Source organism: Alteromonas sp. G5_S2_22_S1 (assembly GCF_054968525.1).
Window position 1 is genome coordinate 81541 of sequence record NZ_JBQKUJ010000005.1, and the last position, 16781, is coordinate 98321.

The 16781-nt window shown below is 44.5% G+C and carries 11 protein-coding genes; 3 read left to right on the top strand and 8 right to left on the bottom strand.

Annotation, left to right across the window (positions count from 1 at the left end):
• Positions 1–110 precede the first annotated feature (110 nt).
• Both ACTRWF_RS07545 and ACTRWF_RS07550 read left to right on the top strand, forming a co-directional pair.
• Entirely contained in the window at positions 111–1418 is a 1308-nt protein-coding gene (locus tag ACTRWF_RS07545; RefSeq protein WP_462835316.1) for a DASH family cryptochrome, read from the top strand.
• 11 nt (positions 1419–1429) lie between these two features.
• Positions 1430–3061 (top strand): FAD-binding domain-containing protein, encoded by a 1632-nt coding sequence (locus ACTRWF_RS07550; protein ID WP_462835317.1) that lies wholly within the window; start codon positions 1430–1432, stop codon positions 3059–3061.
• Here the strand turns inward: ACTRWF_RS07550 and ACTRWF_RS07555 are convergent.
• Entirely contained in the window at positions 3058–3345 is a 288-nt protein-coding gene (locus tag ACTRWF_RS07555; protein ID WP_024016335.1) for a hypothetical protein, read from the bottom strand. The two genes, ACTRWF_RS07550 and ACTRWF_RS07555, sit on opposite strands and share 4 nt — an antisense overlap.
• Positions 3346–3551: 206 nt before the next feature.
• Between ACTRWF_RS07555 and fabA the strand changes: the two genes are divergently transcribed.
• Positions 3552–4070, top strand: coding sequence for a bifunctional 3-hydroxydecanoyl-ACP dehydratase/trans-2-decenoyl-ACP isomerase (gene fabA, locus ACTRWF_RS07560; protein ID WP_014998413.1), 519 nt, complete (start codon positions 3552–3554; stop codon positions 4068–4070).
• A 94-nt stretch (positions 4071–4164) separates the two neighbouring features.
• Here fabA and rmf read toward each other — a convergent pair whose 3' ends face one another.
• From rmf to ACTRWF_RS07595, 7 genes are all read right to left on the bottom strand, one after another.
• Complete coding sequence (gene rmf / locus ACTRWF_RS07565) at positions 4165–4341, bottom strand: ribosome modulation factor (protein ID WP_015067275.1); 177 nt, start codon at positions 4339–4341, stop codon at positions 4165–4167.
• A 301-nt stretch (positions 4342–4642) separates the two neighbouring features.
• Complete coding sequence (locus ACTRWF_RS07570; protein ID WP_462835318.1) at positions 4643–6400, bottom strand: DUF3466 family protein; 1758 nt, start codon at positions 6398–6400, stop codon at positions 4643–4645.
• Positions 6401–6412: 12 nt separating this feature from the next.
• The gene (gene uup / locus ACTRWF_RS07575; protein WP_012518500.1) at positions 6413–8353 is read right to left on the bottom strand and encodes an ATP-binding cassette ATPase Uup; all 1941 of its coding nucleotides are present in this window, start codon (positions 8351–8353) and stop codon (positions 6413–6415) included.
• A complete protein-coding gene (locus ACTRWF_RS07580) occupies positions 8350–8583 on the bottom strand; it encodes a glutaredoxin family protein (RefSeq protein WP_020743623.1) in 234 nt (77 codons plus the stop codon). Before ACTRWF_RS07580 ends, uup begins: the two co-directional genes overlap by 4 nt.
• Positions 8580–10679, bottom strand: a complete 2100-nt coding sequence (gene rlmKL / locus ACTRWF_RS07585; RefSeq protein ID WP_012518498.1) for a bifunctional 23S rRNA (guanine(2069)-N(7))-methyltransferase RlmK/23S rRNA (guanine(2445)-N(2))-methyltransferase RlmL — start codon at positions 10677–10679, stop codon at positions 8580–8582. The genes ACTRWF_RS07580 and rlmKL overlap by 4 nt, the downstream gene beginning before the upstream one ends.
• 71 nt (positions 10680–10750) lie before the next feature.
• The gene (gene pyrD, locus ACTRWF_RS07590) at positions 10751–11758 is read right to left on the bottom strand and encodes a quinone-dependent dihydroorotate dehydrogenase (protein ID WP_020743622.1); all 1008 of its coding nucleotides are present in this window, start codon (positions 11756–11758) and stop codon (positions 10751–10753) included.
• Positions 11759–11827: 69 nt separating this feature from the next.
• Positions 11828–16666 (bottom strand): NAD-glutamate dehydrogenase, encoded by a 4839-nt coding sequence (locus ACTRWF_RS07595; RefSeq protein ID WP_020743621.1) that lies wholly within the window; start codon positions 16664–16666, stop codon positions 11828–11830.
• Positions 16667–16781 lie beyond the last annotated feature (115 nt).

Sequence of the window (16781 nt, forward strand, 5' to 3'; positions counted from 1 at the left end):
TTTTTTCCTCAAATATTGCACTTATTTCTAATATTTATCGTATTTTAACTATTACGCCTTAAACCGGATTCAGGATCCGGTAAATAAATAAAAAGTACCATTAAAATAGTATGATAAATCAACAGATTGAAGATGCAGGCTCGAGTGATGTTCAAAGAGGTGTTTTTTGGTTTCGACATGATTTAAGACTTCATGACCAGCCCGCTATTGCTGAACTATGCACAGCGGTTTCTCAAGTGACATTCACCTATATCTTAGATGACAAATGCTTTGATGATGCCGCTTTCGGTTTTTCACCAATGGGAAAACACCGGCATACTTTTTTATTACAAACCTTAAGTGATTTAAAACAGCAACTTAATCAACGAGGTCATGAACTCCTTATTCTCAAGGGTAATACTGCTGAATGTATAGTGCAGTTGCTCAATGCCGGCGGGTACACGCATTTAGGAGTAAGTCAGCATTGTGGCTTTGATGAAACTGCCCAACTCAATACAGTAAAGCGCTTTTTCAACACGCTTAGGGTTATTGAAACGCCAACGTTTGGGCTATTTGACGCCGAAGTATTACCTTTTGATATTGAAGGCATGCCTGATGTTTTCAGTCCGTTCCGTAGAAAAGTAGAAAAGCACTGTACACCGTTACCTGTTCTAGAGCGCATCGCCCAATTACCAGACGGGTTTATGCCTAATATTGATAAGCAGTATATTTTAGACATCGAGTTGAGTTTACCTAAGCCCTCGCCTTCATCATTTATTGGGGGGGAGTCGGCCGCACTTAACCATTTAGAAACCTACCTATTCGATTGGAAGGCAGCGGCAACGTATAAAGAAACTCGGAACACCTTAGATACGTGGAAAGACAGTACTAAACTTTCAGCGTGGCTAGCGAATGGGTCTCTGTCAGCGCGCGAAGTTATAAGACAAGTTCAGCGCTTTGAACAAACCATAGAGAAAAACGACTCAACATACTGGGTATATTTTGAGTTGTTATGGCGAGAATTTTTCCATTGGTTACAGTGCAAGTATGGTGCTAAGTGGTTTCGTTTTAGTGGTATACAAGGTAGAAAGCCCACCACCTGTCACGACCCGGAAACCTTCTCTCGCTGGTGTAAAGGAGAAACAGGTTATCGCATTGTAGATGCATGCATGCGCCAACTTGCCAAAACCGGTTACATGTCAAATCGAGGCCGCCAGCTAGTAGCAAGTTGTTTTGTTCATGAATTACGCCAAGACTGGCGATATGGTGCAGCGTGGTTTGAACATCAGCTTATTGACTATGACGTGGGAAGTAACTGGGGAAACTGGCTTTACCTTGCTGGCGTTGGAAGCGACCCTCGTGGACACAGGCAATTCAATTTACAAAAACAAACGGAAATATATGACCCCGATGGTCGCTTTCGTAAGGCGTGGTTGTAGTACCTAGCTGTATGTTGAGCGACAACACTAAACCGCCTATTACAATAATATGGTTAAAGCGAGATCTTCGCTTGCGAGACCATGAACCCCTTTTTCGTGCTGTCGCATCTAATGAACGTATTCTCTTACTTTATTGCTGGGAACCGTCATTAATAGAAGAACCGCACATGAGCGTGCGTCACTGGCACTTTATTCAGCAAAGTATCGACGATATAAATGGTCAACTGCCAGAACATGTCAACGTACTAACGCTGCATATGGAGGCCGTTGATGCCCTAGCCTTTATTTCACGGTTTTACACGATTAACGCGGTTAGAAGTTACCAGGAAATAGGTTTAAAGGTTACGTATAACCGCGACTTACGGGTCGCTAACTATCTGAATAATAGGCGCATCCCCTTTTTGGAAGCAAAATGTGGCGCGGTAATAAGAGGATTGCCTCATCGAGCGCAGTGGCAAGCTAACTGGGAGGAGTATTTTGCTGAAAGCACCTATGATTACGACCTAAAGCGTGCAAATTGGGTTAAATGGAATGTGCATGTTGATATACAAAAAGCGTCGCTAACACTGAGTGAGGTTTCCGCTTTATATGCGGCAAAAAAATATATAAATAAGGATTACCTGTCAAAATACTGTGGCGTTTTATCCGAAGACGGCCTTATAGATTTTAGCGCAATGCAGCCCGGTGGCGAACGGCGAGCGTGGCAAGTACTTAAGGACTTTTTTAATGATCGCGGTCAGTACTATCACCAACACATTTCTAAGCCCGAGTACGCAAGGCGTGCTTGTTCTCGTTTGAGCCCATACCTTGCTTGGGGCAATATCTCGATTAAGCAAGTGTATCAAAGTGTACAGCGCCAAAAACATAAGAAACGAGCGTTGCCAATACACGAGAAAAAGCGCTGGAGCCGTGCCCTGTCCGCGTTAACATCAAGGTTACACTGGCATTGCCACTTTATTCAAAAATTTGAAAGTGAACATAGTATTGAATGGCGCCCTATGAACAGCGCATATGAAAACTTCCCTTACATAGACGGGCCGGAAGCAGAACGTCGCTTTTACCACTGGAGTATTGGTCAAACGGGCTATCCTTTGGTTGATGCCTGCATGCGTGCACTTAGGCAAACTGGGTATCTCAACTTTCGCATGCGTGCCATGGTAACAAGCTTTTTATGCCATCATTTAAATGTACATTGGATCAAGGCTGCCCACTATCTTGCTACGCAGTTTTTGGACTTTGAACCAGGTATTCACTACCCTCAAATTCAAATGCAAGCAAGCGTGACCGGTATTCACACGGTTCGCCTATACAACCCTGCGTCTCAGTCTAAAAAGCTAGATCCAGAGGGTGAGTTCATCAAAAAGTGGGTACCTGAGCTTGGTTCACTGCCCAGTGACGCGGTACATGCGCCTTATTCGCTGTTACCGCTTGAAGCGCAAATGTTCGACTTTGCCCTCGACCGTGACTATATCGCCCCTATTGTGGACATAGCTCAACACAACCGCGCGACCGCCAAACGCTTGTGGGATTACCGGGAGCGAGATGATGTTATAAAAGAAGCGAAGCGCATCATACATCGTCATACAATGCAAAATAGCCCCAGCCGAGCGTGGTTTAAGTCCAAGACGACTCAAAACCACTAGCGGTTATTTTTTCGAAGCCATTCGGTTAACAGCTTAATTTGCCCACACTTATAAGAGGCATACATTAAGCGCATGGCATTAGACATAGCCTCGCTGTCAGTCCAGCCTGTTTTTTCACGGATTTCATCGTAACACGCTTTCGCTTCTGGGCTAACATAGCCCCTAACTAGCTTTTTACCAGCTTCTTTTTGTCTTTCTCTAAAACGACGCTGTTTATCAGCATTGGCTTTTGCTCTATCTGTCTGACTTTTTTTTTGGGGCTTTTTTGTTGTTTGTTCTGTCATAGTTTTCACACAAAGTTACGTTATGGTAGAGCTTAGGGTAATGACTGTTTAAATATTGCGCTTGTAGAGCGATATTTGTACGGGCTAAAGTCACTAAGCTATATTAGCACGCGCTTTTCTTCAGAAAAATGACTGTTCAGAGTTGTTTAGCGTACAAGTGTTCGCTAAATTAACACCGTCACTTTAAAAACAACAACGAGTTGGGAATGTCAGAGAAGAAAAATAGTTTTAACAGAGAAGATTTACTAGCATGTAGCCGTGGCGAAATGTTTGGTCCGGGTAACAGCCAACTTCCCGCACCGAATATGCTTATGATGGACCGCGTCGTTTCAATTACTGAAGACGGCGGCGAACATGGCAAAGGCGAAATTATCGCTGAATTGGATATCACGCCTGACTTATGGTTTTTTGATTGCCACTTCCCAGGCGATCCGGTCATGCCAGGATGCCTTGGTTTAGATGCAATGTGGCAATTAGTGGGCTTTTTCTTAGGCTGGAGCGGCGGCCCGGGTAAAGGCCGAGCACTAGGTGTGGGTGAAGTAAAATTCACCGGTCAAATACTACCCACAGCTAAGAAGGTAACATACAAAATCACCATGAAACGCGTAATCAAACGCAAGTTATTTATGGGAATGGCCGACGGTACAGTTGAAGTTGATGGTCGCGAGATTTATGTAGCGAAAGATCTTAAAGTTGGTCTTTTCCAAGATACCTCTAACTTCTAGTTAAAACGTTAGTTAGTTCAAAGCGCTATCAAACACGAAAAAGCCCCTTTTCAGGGGCTTTCCTTTTGCATAATCAGTTGATAAAAGAGAAGTGTTATTTAACACTTAATCCTAAGTGCCTATCTTCTACTGCCTCGCGCCATCCACCTAACCACTGTGAACGTGCATCGTTTTGCTGAAATGGACAATTTTCCTTTGCACGACCGCTAATACCAGCTTGATAGCCTTTTGCGTGAGCACGTGTCAGTTTATCTCTTTTTTGTCTTTTCATTGATTAGCCTCTTTCGTTTGTTGGACGTACAACAAATCATTTTCTCGAGCGCTCTACATCATTTCACTTGATAGTGCCGGAAAAGTGATTGCGTACACTACTTTGATAGTGCAATTAACTAAATGGTTCAAGAAAAATAAAAAATTAAAGGCCTTGACAAACTTTAAATAGATGAAGTTTCTATGAAATTTATGTTACATTTTTTATGCATAAATATGTCGCAATTTGTATTTTTTAGGCATAAAAAAAGCCGCGTAGGTGCGGCTTTTAAAGGTGGATTAAAGTTTAAGCCACTATTCAACTATTTTTTAACACGTCTACGCATAAACGTTGCTGCAAATAGGCCGAAGAAAGCTAACCAGCCCGTTGAAGCACCGCTACGCTCGAACGGTTGCTCATCTTCTGGAATTTCGCACTCATCAATAGAGCCATTAGCGATAGGTGATAATTTTACCGCTACGACAGTATCGACTTCTACGGTTTCACCGTCAGTGTTGATAATGCCAGCACCCGTTACATACTTACTTGTAGCTTTAATACGTGCATTAGCAATAATTTCATTGTCATCGTTAATGTCTACAGCTTCTAACAACTCATAGCTGTTATCACATGACACTAAATCATTTAAGTCGATAAACTCTTCAGTATCGATGTTATACATGAACGCTGCCGTCTCTCGCAGGGTATCGCTTGTCGCATCGACATCGGCTTTACCCACAACAATATTATTGTTGTTTATTGCGTTGGCCGTTACACCAGCGCTTGAGAAAAAGCCTGATGGGTAGTGTTGCTCTTGGGTATCTAAGTTATATACAAATAAGCGCGAACGAGCGATATCACTTTGCGAGCGCAGTACTGCCCCTGTTACCCAGTTCTCATCATTAATGGCAATGGCTTGGCTGAGAAGATTTTCTTCTCTTGGAAGAAGCTCAATGGTTTCGCCATCTCTGAAAACGGTTGCTACACGCTCGCTTTCGCTAAGGCCTGAAGCGTTAGGGCGAGTAATAGTAACTCTGTCACCCGTTAGCCCTTCTCCAACGGCGATACCTTGATTATTAATGTCATAGGCATAGGTGAAATAGTGACGTTCATCGTCTTCATCTGGCTCGAACAGCAGCGGGTAAGTTTCAGTGCTTACCACATCGCCATTTACGTCTATTTGCCAAATAGTTGCGTTTACTTCAGAGAGTAAAACAAAGCCAGGTAAATAGTTTGATGACGTGTTGATGTAGTAGCTAGAAATACGCGGTACCGCAAAATTGCCATTATAAACGGTAAACAAACAACGGCCTTCAGACTGGTCTCCACGCAGTTCGTCATCAGTACAGGTCTCTATAGCGTCATCGACATCATCTCGAAAGCTTACGGTACTAAACCCAGCTACCTGCAAATTAGCGTTTATTGCACGTGCCGAAGAGAAACCGCCTGCTGTTGTGTCAATGGCTGGCAGAACTTTTGTTTCACCTGACGCTTGAACAAAACCTTGCTCTGCTGATTCGCGGTACGTGTAGTTTATCGTATCGCCATCTTCGTTTTCATACGGGTCTAGTACTACTAGCCCCGTCGAATCACCAACAATAAAGTTGCCATTTAAGCTATCTCTGCCTGTGACTTCGACAGACCGAGTATAATCATCGAACTTATCTGTTACTTCATCAAGGCCTGGTACTAGCGAGATATCTTGCGTATCGGTCACATAAGTTCTGAAGGTAGCAAGCTTTTGACCTGTGGTCGCAGTGGTATTTTGCAGCAGGTAATTTACGATAGTCGTGTAATCAATATCTGAAAACACGCCTTGTCGTGCATCTTCTTCATTCTCTAAGCTATCGCCACTGACATCAAAGAAGGTGGTGTCTTCTTCAAGTTGCTCAACGTCAATCGGCGGATTGTATTCAAGTTGAACCACAGACAGCATTTTGCCTGCGTTATCAATTGAGCGAGCAAAATTGTTTCTAGCGGTATCCTGTAAAGGAAGAGGCGTCACTGAATAGGTCGCGGCGAATGCCGAAACACTTCCTGTTGCCAACAGAACGGCGGCGGCAAGCTGAGTTCGTTTCATTTAAAATCCTATTTACTGCTGATTATCTTCCAGCATACTTTCTAGTTCATCCCAGCGCGCATATTTCTGGGAAAGTAATTCTTCTTTTTCCGCCAGTTCGGCTAATGCCTTGGCAGTGGTATCGCTGTCTTGTTTAAAAAAGTCGGGATCGTTGACTTTTTCTTGCATGACCTCTAGCTCTTCCTCTAGCGCTTCTAACGCTTTAGGTAAAGACTCGAGTTCACGCTGATCTTTGTATGATAGCTTTTTCGTCTTACGTGGAGAAGACTTAGCACTAGGACTATGTGAACCTGAATTAGTTTCATTCTTTACCTTGGCTTTTTCGTCCTTTTCAATTTGCTGACGTTTTTCTTGTTGCTCTTTATACCAGTTTTCTACGTCAGTGAAACCCCCAATGAATTCCCTTAACAAACCGTTGCCTTCAAATACCACGCTACTGTTAGCAACGTTATCAACAAATTCCCTATCGTGGCTCACTAAAAGCACGGTACCGGCATACTCGTTCAGTAAGGTTTCGAGCATTTCCAAGGTTTCAACGTCAAGGTCGTTAGTTGGTTCATCGAGCACCAGTACATTACTGGGCTTCAGCATGAGTTTCGCTAACATTAAGCGGTTCTTCTCTCCGCCTGAAAGTGACTTCACAGGCGCATTTACGCGTTCTGGCGTAAATAGGTAATCTTGCAGGTAGCTAATTACATGACGGGGATGGCCGTTAACCATAAGGTCGCGCTTTCCATCACCCACGGCGTCAATAACTGATTTTTCTAAGTCTAAACCGTGACGATGCTGATCGAAATAAGCAACTTCCAAATTTGTGCCTTGCTTACAATTACCCGAATCCGGTTGTAACTCGCCTAAAAGCAGTTTTATTAGCGTACTCTTACCACTACCGTTAGGGCCAATTAACGCCAACTTGTCGCCACGAAGTACATTTAAATTTAAGCCTTTGACGATAGGTTTACCTTCAATGCTGTAGCTTAAATCTTTAACCTCAAACACCATCTTGCCAGAGCGAGCCCCTTGGTGCTGATTAACCACAGCATTCCCTTGTACCGCACGCCGCGCTCTGCGTTCTTCTCGTAACTTTTTGAGGGCACGTACCCGGCCTTCATTACGTGTTCGGCGCGCTTTGATACCTTGACGGATCCATACCTCTTCTTGTGCTAGCTTTTTATCGAATTCCGCATTTTGAGAGGCTTCAACATCGAGGTCGTGCTGCTTTTTCTCTAAGTAGGTTTCATAGTTGCCGGGGTAGCTGGTTACCGTACCTCTATCGAGGTCCACAATGCGTGTAGCCATTGCACGAATAAATGCACGGTCGTGGCTCACAAATACTATCGCACCTTGATAGTTACTCAGGCTTGTCTCAAGCCAGCGTATCATTTCGATATCAAGATGGTTTGTTGGTTCATCTAACAGCAATAAGTCTGGCTGGCGAACAAGGGCTCTCGCGAGGGCTGCTTTTCTGCGCCATCCCCCAGATAGCGTAGATAACGAAATTTCTGGGTCCAGTTTCAGCATTGTTAGCGTTTGCTCAATTTGCTGCTCGAACTGCCACGCGTCTCTTGCCTCTAATTGTTCCTGCAAACGCTGAAGCTTGTTTAAATTTGCTTCACTTGGGTCCTCACCAACAATTCGGGTTTGGTGAAAGTAGTCTTTTAAGGTTTCACCTACATCGGATAGCCCTTCGGCGACATAGTCAAACAAGGTGACGTCTGTGGTTTGCGGTGGGTCCTGCTCTAATCGAGCGATGACCGTATTATTTTCGATGATGCGTTGCCCATCGTCGGCGATAACATCACCGGCAATAACTTTCATCAGGGTAGATTTGCCGCTGCCATTTCGGCCAACTAGACAAACCCGCTCTTTTGGCTGCACGACAAGTTCAACGCCGTCTAAAAGCGGCGGATTTCCATAAATGACAGTGATGTTTTTTAACTGCAAAATGCTCACTGAAGAAACTCCTCTAAATCGGCGGCGGAAAATGGCCAACCAATTTCTTTATTATTATCATCACGCTTCAACACGGGAATACGCGCACCGTACAAATGATACAGTTCGGTGCTATTTCGAATGTTCACTTTCTCTATGGTAAGCGAAGAAAACCTGGATGTGCGCGCAAGTTCGATATCGGCTAAATCACATAAACTGCACTGCGGACCGGTATAGAAGTATATCTTCATGAACGCAACACCCAGCACTGGTGAATTTTGCCCTTACGAGCAAAGTCTTCGGGTATGGTTTCCTTGGTAATATTTTCTACCTGTAAACCAAGTGCTGTAACCGCAGTTTCATCAAGCTTAAAACCGCGCTTGTTGTTAGAGAAAATGATTGTCCCCTGCTCTTTTAAGCAGGCCTTAGCGTCGGTGAGCATTTTCACATGGTCACGCTGCACATCCCACGTATTTTGCATGCGCTTTGAATTTGAAAACGACGGTGGGTCGATAAAAATCAAATCGTATTTGCCTTTATGCGTACCAAGCCATGTTGTGCAATCAGCCTGGATAAAGGCATGAGGACCGCTTAGTTTATTAAGCGCGACATTCTTTTTCGCCCAATCCAGGTAGGTGTTAGACATATCTACCGTGGTAACTGATTTTGCGCCACCCATAGCCGCAAACACTGATACGCTCCCCGTATATGAAAACAGGTTCAGCACGTCTTTACCTTGAGATAAGGCTTTTACCTTTTGGCGGGTGTTTCGATGGTCCAGGAAAAGCCCGGTATCTAAGTAGTCGGTTAGGTTTACGAGAAAACGTGCGCCATTTTCGAACACTTCCATCATTTCGCCAGATTGGTTAATTTTCTCGTACTGCTTGGAGCCCTTTTGCTGAGCACGTACTTTTAGCGCAATATTTTTAGGCGAAACGCCGGTTACGGCTGGCAGGTGAAGTAACACTTCCTGAAGGCGTTTACGGGCCTTGTCTTCAGATACCGTTTTCGGCGGTGCGTATTCTTGTACGACCAACCAGTCGCCATACCTATCCACCGCTACATTGTAATCAGGTAAGTCGGCATCGTATATGCGATAGCAGTTAGTATTGGCGCTCTTGACCCAGCCTTTCATGCGTTTCAGGTTTTTCTTTAAACGGTTGGCAAATTCGTGATTGCCCGCATCTTCACTAAATTGAACGGTGTTTTGTTCATCTAACACATAGTTAGCTAAGCGACATTCTAACTTACCGTTATTCATGGCATAGTCTTTGGTTGCGCGAAGCTTCAACACCCGTAGCAAGTCACGGTTGCTGCTAAGCAGCGATACATGCCAGCCTTTCCAGGCTTCTTTAAAGCGCTTACCCCAATCGCTAAAAAGCGGGATGAGCGACGTTAATTCACCTAAACGCTCGCCGTATGGTGGGTTAGACACCACATAGCCTGGTGTAGCCACAGGTGGAGACGATTTCGTAGCGTCTTGCTGAGAAAAAGAAATATCGTTGAATACGCCTGCAAAATCGGCATTTGCTTTGGCAATGGCCACCATTTTGCGGCTAAAATCACCGGCGTATATACCGCCACCACAGCTTGGCTTTTGCACCGAAATTGCATCTTCAAGTAGGCTATCCCACAACGTCGCTTCATGACCAAGCCACTTAGTAAAACCCCAGTATGAGCGCTTGATGCCCGGCGCAATATTGCGGGCAATGTAGGCGGCTTCTATAGCAATGGTTCCCGACCCGCACATTAAATCGACCAGGGGCGCATCGGTATTTTCAGTCCAGCCACTTCGCATTAGCATCGCGCTTGCAATATGCTCTTTGAGCGGTGCATCACCAGTTTCCTGCCTGTAAGCGCGCTGGTGCAAACTTGCTCCAGCTAAATCAATGCCTAAAATCACGTTATCGCGATGTAGCCTTGCGTAAACCGAGATATCTGGCGTTTTTCGCTCTACCGACGGGCGAGGCAGACCTTGCTCAACGAAAGAGTCAACAATGGCGTCTTTTACGCGAACCGCACCAAATTGGGTATTTTTGATAGCGAAGTTGGTTCCAATAAACTGTACAGATAACGTATGACGTGAATCCATCTGCATTTGCCAGTCGATACCCATTGCTGTGTTATAAAGTGCTTCAGCATCACCCGCTTTGCCCGATGCTAACACCCAGATCACGCGATTTGCTAAACGCGACCACAAACAAAGTTTGTAAGCGTCTTCCTTACTACCTTCAAACTGTATAGTGCCTGGTCCTTGCTTTATCTGAGCGTCTGGACAAAGAGTTAGCACTTCTTGTTTTAATAGTTCGTCAAGACCGCGACTGGTCGTAACCAGAATAGTATTCATTCATGTACCTGTAGTTTATGTACGTGCTTAAATCATATAAACACGTACATGAGAAATTGGTTTCGGGGGTATTATAACGCGTTTACGATGCGTTTAACGAGTGACGGGCCTTGATAAATAAAAGCCGAGTAAACCTGAACAAGCGAAGCCCCCGCATCTAGACGTGCCTGCGCCGCCTTTGGGGAGTCTATACCGCCTACACCAATTATAGGAATAGCGCGATCTAACGCTTTATTTAGCTTACGCGTCACCTCTAGGCTCATATCTGTCATGACCGAGCCGCTTAGGCCACCCATTTCATCGGCGTGTTTCAGGCCTTGTACTGCATCTCGCGATAAAGTGGTGTTCGTTGCAATAACGCCATCCATCTTACTGTTTATAAGTGAAGCAGCAATGCTTTCAATTTCTACGTCACTTAAATCTGGTGCTATTTTAATAAAAAGCGGCACATATTTACTGTGCGTTTGTGTAAGGGTTTCTTGTGCAGCTTTAAGGCCGACAAGTAACTTATCTAGCGCTTCACCGTATTGAAGGTTTCTAAGCCCCGGTGTATTTGGCGAGGAGATATTGATGGTTACATAACTGGCATAGGGATAAACCTTGTTTAAACAAATCAGGTAATCATCGAGGGCATTGGCCTCTTCAGTGTCTTTGTTCTTACCTATGTTAATGCCAATCGGGCCCTTAAACTGCGCTTTTTTAACTTGCTCGATAAGATGATCGACACCTTTATTATTAAACCCCATGCGGTTAATAATGGCGTGTTTTTCAGGAATTCTAAACAAACGAGGCTTCGGATTACCCGGCTGCGGCCGTGGTGTAACCGTGCCAATTTCAACGAAACCAAAACCCATACTTGCAAATGCGTCAATACAGTCCCCGTTTTTATCCAGACCAGCAGCAAGGCCAACCGGGTTATCGAATGTCATGCCAGCCACAGTGACAGGCTTTTTGACTGTGGGTGCGCTGTACATCCATTTCAGCGGTGTATGTTGGGTCTTGTTTAACCAGTTAATGGTGAAATCGTGACTTTTTTCAGGCTCACACTGAAGTAGAAATTTTTGCACTAGGGATTGCATGGTGGTTTCGATCGCTCGCTAAAAAAAAGCCCTGCTAAACAGGGCTTATATCTTTAAGGTGCGCCTATTCTAATGGTTAGACTTCACGCTTAAAAGCATCAATTCACGTAAAGCGACAGAAAATTTCGCAAATTCGTGTGTCGTACTGGTCTTAAACTCTGACATCATTTGATACCAGCGCTTAAGTAGTACCTGATTACTTTCAATCCATTCATCTAAAATTTGATCAGCGTCGCTTATATCCCCACGTGACGCTAATAAGTTAGCGGCGATAGAGCGCTGTTGCCAATCAAGCTCTTCTCGATATGAGGCACGTGCTAACGCTTGCCAATGGTTACTTACAGCCTGATTGTTAATCTGATCTAAGAACCAATGCAGTTCTAAACGAGAGCCCAGTTGATAATAAAGCTTAGCAACAACATCCGTATCGTGCTTGTCTGCTTCCACAATTTGAGCCAGGTCGAAACTAGAGAACATATTCGAGAAGCTCGCCACTTGATAGGCGATATCTTGTGGCACACCCTTATCAATATATTGTTGGGTGGCAGCTTCAAGCTGTTTGTACTCACTTTCCACTAAATAGTGCTGCAAATTCTTAGAAAGAATATCAAAGGTGCCGCGATAGCTTTCAATTGCCTCTTCGATACTTTGAGACTTATTGCCGTGTCGAATGTACCAACGCGACGCGCGACGCATTGTTCTGCGCGCTTCATCTAGCATTTTAAGCTGAAGTTTTGCTGGAATTGCATTGTCTAATTCTTCTATACGCGCCCACAAGGTCTTCATGTTGAAGATACCGTGCACAATAGCGTAGGCATTGGCAATTTCGCTGACGCTGGCACCCGTTTCTTCTTGCATTCTAAATACAAAGTTAAGGCCCATGTCATTAACCATATTGTTGGTTAATTTCGTTGCAATGATTTCGCTTCGAAGCGGGTGTTGCTGCATGTGTGTAGCGAACTTCTCACGCAGTATTTTGGGGAACGCTTCTACTAATAGCTTGCCGTGGTAAGCATTGTCAGTAATTTCAGGAATATTGAGTGCGTCTTTAAGCACCATTTTTCCGTAAGCAATCAAAACGCTCAGCTCGGGACGCGTCAAACCTTGATCGGTCGCCACGCGGTCTGATATCTCATCATCACTTGGAATAAATTCCAGTTCGCGGTTTAACTGGCCTTCGCGCTCTAAGCCATGGATGAAGCGAAGTTGCTCTTTTAGCTGCTTAACGCCAGCTAGCTCGGTAATGGAGATAGACTGGGTTTGGCGATAGCAGTCTTTAAGTACAATTTCGCTAACATCGTCGGTCATATCGTAAAGCAACTTATTGCGCTGCTTAAGGGTTAGCTCACCGTCGTTAACCAAACTATTAAGCAATATTTTAATATTTACTTCGTTATCTGAGCAGTCGACGCCACCTACGTTGTCAATAAAGTCGGTATTAACACGACCGCCGTTTGCGGCATATTCAATTCGACCTAATTGGGTTAGGCCAAGGTTGCCACCCTCGCCTACAATTTTCGCTTGAACATCGCGGCCATTAACGCGTAAGTCGTCGTTGGCGCGATCGCCTACTTCAGAATGCGATTCTTTTTTGCTCTTAATGTAGGTACCAATACCGCCATTCCAAAGAAGATCTACTGGCATCTTTAGAATGTTATGAATAAGTTCATTAGGGGTCATCGTTAACTGACGTGTGCCTAACCACTTTTTCATTTCAGGCGTTAGTTTGATAGATTTTGACGCACGACTAAATACACCGCCCCCTTTCGATATCAGCTTGCTATCGTAGTCTTCCCAGCTAAGGCGTGGGTTTTCGAACAGGCGTTGGCGTTCTTTGTAACTCGCAGCTGCATCCGGGTTGGGATCGAAGAAAATGTGCATGTGGTTAAATGCAGCAATCAAACGGGTGTGCTCTGAAAGCAGCATACCGTTGCCAAACACATCGCCCGCCATATCACCCACACCCGCGCAGGTGAAATCAGTAGTCTGGCAGTCTATGCCAATCTCTCTAAAGTGGCGTTTAACCGATTCCCAGCCGCCACGAGCAGTGATACCCATTTTCTTATGGTCGTACCCAATGCTACCACCAGAGGCAAACGCATCACCTAACCAAAAGCCAAAGTCTTCTGCGATACCGTTAGCAATATCAGAGAACGTAGCAGTTCCTTTGTCGGCCGCAACCACCAAGTAAGGGTCTTCATCGTCAAGGCGAACTACATCTTTAGGTGGAACAATTTCACCGTTAACAATGTTATCGGTAATATCCAGTAAGCTGGTGATAAAGATGCGATAACATGCTTGACCTTCTGCTTGGATAGCCTCGCGCCCTTGGCCTACAGGCAGATTCTTACAGACAAACCCACCTTTTGCGCCAACCGGTACGATAACCGTATTTTTAACTTGCTGTGCTTTTACCAGGCCAAGTACTTCGGTTCTGAAGTCTTCTTGTCGGTCTGACCAGCGTAGGCCACCGCGTGCAACTTTACCGCCTCGAAGGTGCACACCTTCAACCCGCGGGCTGTAAACAAAAATTTCAAATTTCGGTAAAGGCAGCGGCATTTCAGGAATAAGTTCAGGCATCATCTTAAATGAGACATAAGATTTCTCATCGCCTGCTTCATCATTCTGATAGAAGTTCGTGCGCAAAGTGGCAGACATCATATCAAGGTAACGACGAATTATACGGTCGTCATCTAAGTTACTAACGTTGTCTAGTTGTGCCTTGATGGTGTCTAAAAGTGCCTCTTCTTTTTTCTCACTACGCTTTTTCTTCGGATTGAAGCGCTGGTCGAAAAAGTCCACCAGTAAACGGGCAATGTCTGGGTAATTAGCTAACGTATTAGCAATATAGTCACGACTGAAGGAGCTACCGGTTTGACGCATGTACTTAGCATAAGCGCGCAATACGGTTACCTTACGCCCCGTCATGTTCGCGCCTAAAATAAGGCGGTTGAATGCGTCGTCTTCTAACGTTTTGTACCACACCTTTGCAAACGCGTCTTGGAACAGGACTTGCGCCTTTTCCATGTCAAAATGCTGGCCGCTTTTGTGCAGCATGGTGAAGTCCATGACCCAATTACGCTCACCTTCTGAACATGTGATTTTATATGGGCTCTCGTCGATTACGCGTAACCCAAAATTCTCAAGCATAGGCAAAACGTCTGATAAGTGAATAGGCTCTGCGCGATGGAAAAGCTTAAGCTTAACCACCTGACTGTCGGCGCCTTCTTCTTGCGGACGATAGAACAGCATATCAAGGGTATGGTTGTCGTCTAGGGTCTCAAGTTTGCCGATATCAACCAGTGCAGCCGATGGAAGGTTGTGTTCCATGTAGCTTCGAGAGAACGCGTTGTTATACTTGCGTTCTAGCGCTTTGCCTGACGCCTCACCGTGGGCGGCTGAAATTGCTGACGCTAGTCTGTCGTTCCACGTTTTGGTCAACTCAATAATGTTTTGCTCTATTTCCTTCACATCGAATTCCGCGTTGTTGTCGTTGACTCTCGCAATATAGTGCGTACGGGCATATACAGACTCTGAGAAGAAAGTAGTAAATTCCACTTCCTCTGCTGCACCTAAGGACGCTTTTAAAAGCGCTTGTGTTTCTTTTCTTAGCTCAGTGTTGTAGCGCTCTCTTGGAACAAAAACCATGCATGAGAAAAAGCGGCCAAATGTATCTTTTCGAATAAACAGACGAGAAATACCGCGCTCTTGCATCTGAAAGATGCCCATTACAATTTGAGCAAGTTCTTCTGCCGGCGTTTGAAGAAGCTCATCACGAGGATAGGTCTCAATAATGTTTGCGAAGGCCTTGTAGGCATGGGTACCTGGTTCAAAACCTGAGAGCTCACAGATTCGCTTAATTTTCTCTCGAAGAATAGGTAGTTGGGTAACGCTATTATTGTAAAAAGAAGCCGAATACAAACCTAGGAAACGATGCTCTCCCACAACTTGACCAACTTTATTAAACTCTTTAACACCCACGTAATCCATGTAGGCAGGTCGGTGTACGCGAGCGCGTGAATTGGTTTTAGTTAGAATTAACGGATTCTTGCTAAGAGCTTCGGCTCTTGCTGAAGCAGGCAAGCGAGACAACAAACGTTCTCGGTCATTAATCGAGTTTTTTAGCAACCCAAGGCTAGTATCGTTTTGCGGTATCCATCTATGATCACCTTCAATAGCTTTAACGTCGTAATAACGATAGCCCATCATGGTGAAGTTATGATCGCCCAGCCACTCTAAATACGCTTTAGTTTGCTTTTTCGCGTCTGCAGAAACAGGCCAATTAAACGTAGCGCTCTTTTTTATCACTTCTTGTAGTGTGTTGGTCATTCCCTGCCAGTCTTTGACGGCTAGAGACACTTCATCAACCACTGAATAAAGCTCTTGCGTTAATGCATCAATGTCTTTTTTCGACGTTTGTGTATCAATTTCGATAAACAAAACGGTTTCTTTTTTCGCGCCATTAATAATCTTCCCCGGCTCTGCAAACGCGTCGACTTTGTTTGAGTTGTCTCGCTTGATGCCAATGGGGCTATGAAGAAATAAATGAGCGGTAATATTTAGTCGGTTCAGCAACATACGCACAGAATCAACTAAAAATGGCATATCCGAAACGATAATTTCAACAATCGTATGACTAGAGTGCCATCCATGCTTTGCTATTTCTGGATTAAAAACGCGAATATAAGGCGATGTATTATCGAACTTTGCTAGTCCGTTCCATAAACTAAGTGTTGCACCATACAGGTCGCTGTCGTTGCGATTTTCTAAGTCATCGCTTGATATGTTTTTATACAACAGACGTCCGAATTGCTGCACAAGAGACTTCTGCTTGGTATCTACTTTCTTGTCGATAAGTGCAAATACATTGTCTAGCAGTACTGAGTGTCGCTGTGAGGTGACTGTCATTTGTTAACCTTTTTTGAATGTCGTAATACCAATCCGACTTGGTATAAGTGCCGAGTACCAAACTATTTTCTCTAATAAATGGCGCTAATGAAAGCCCATTTTTAACCTTATATTA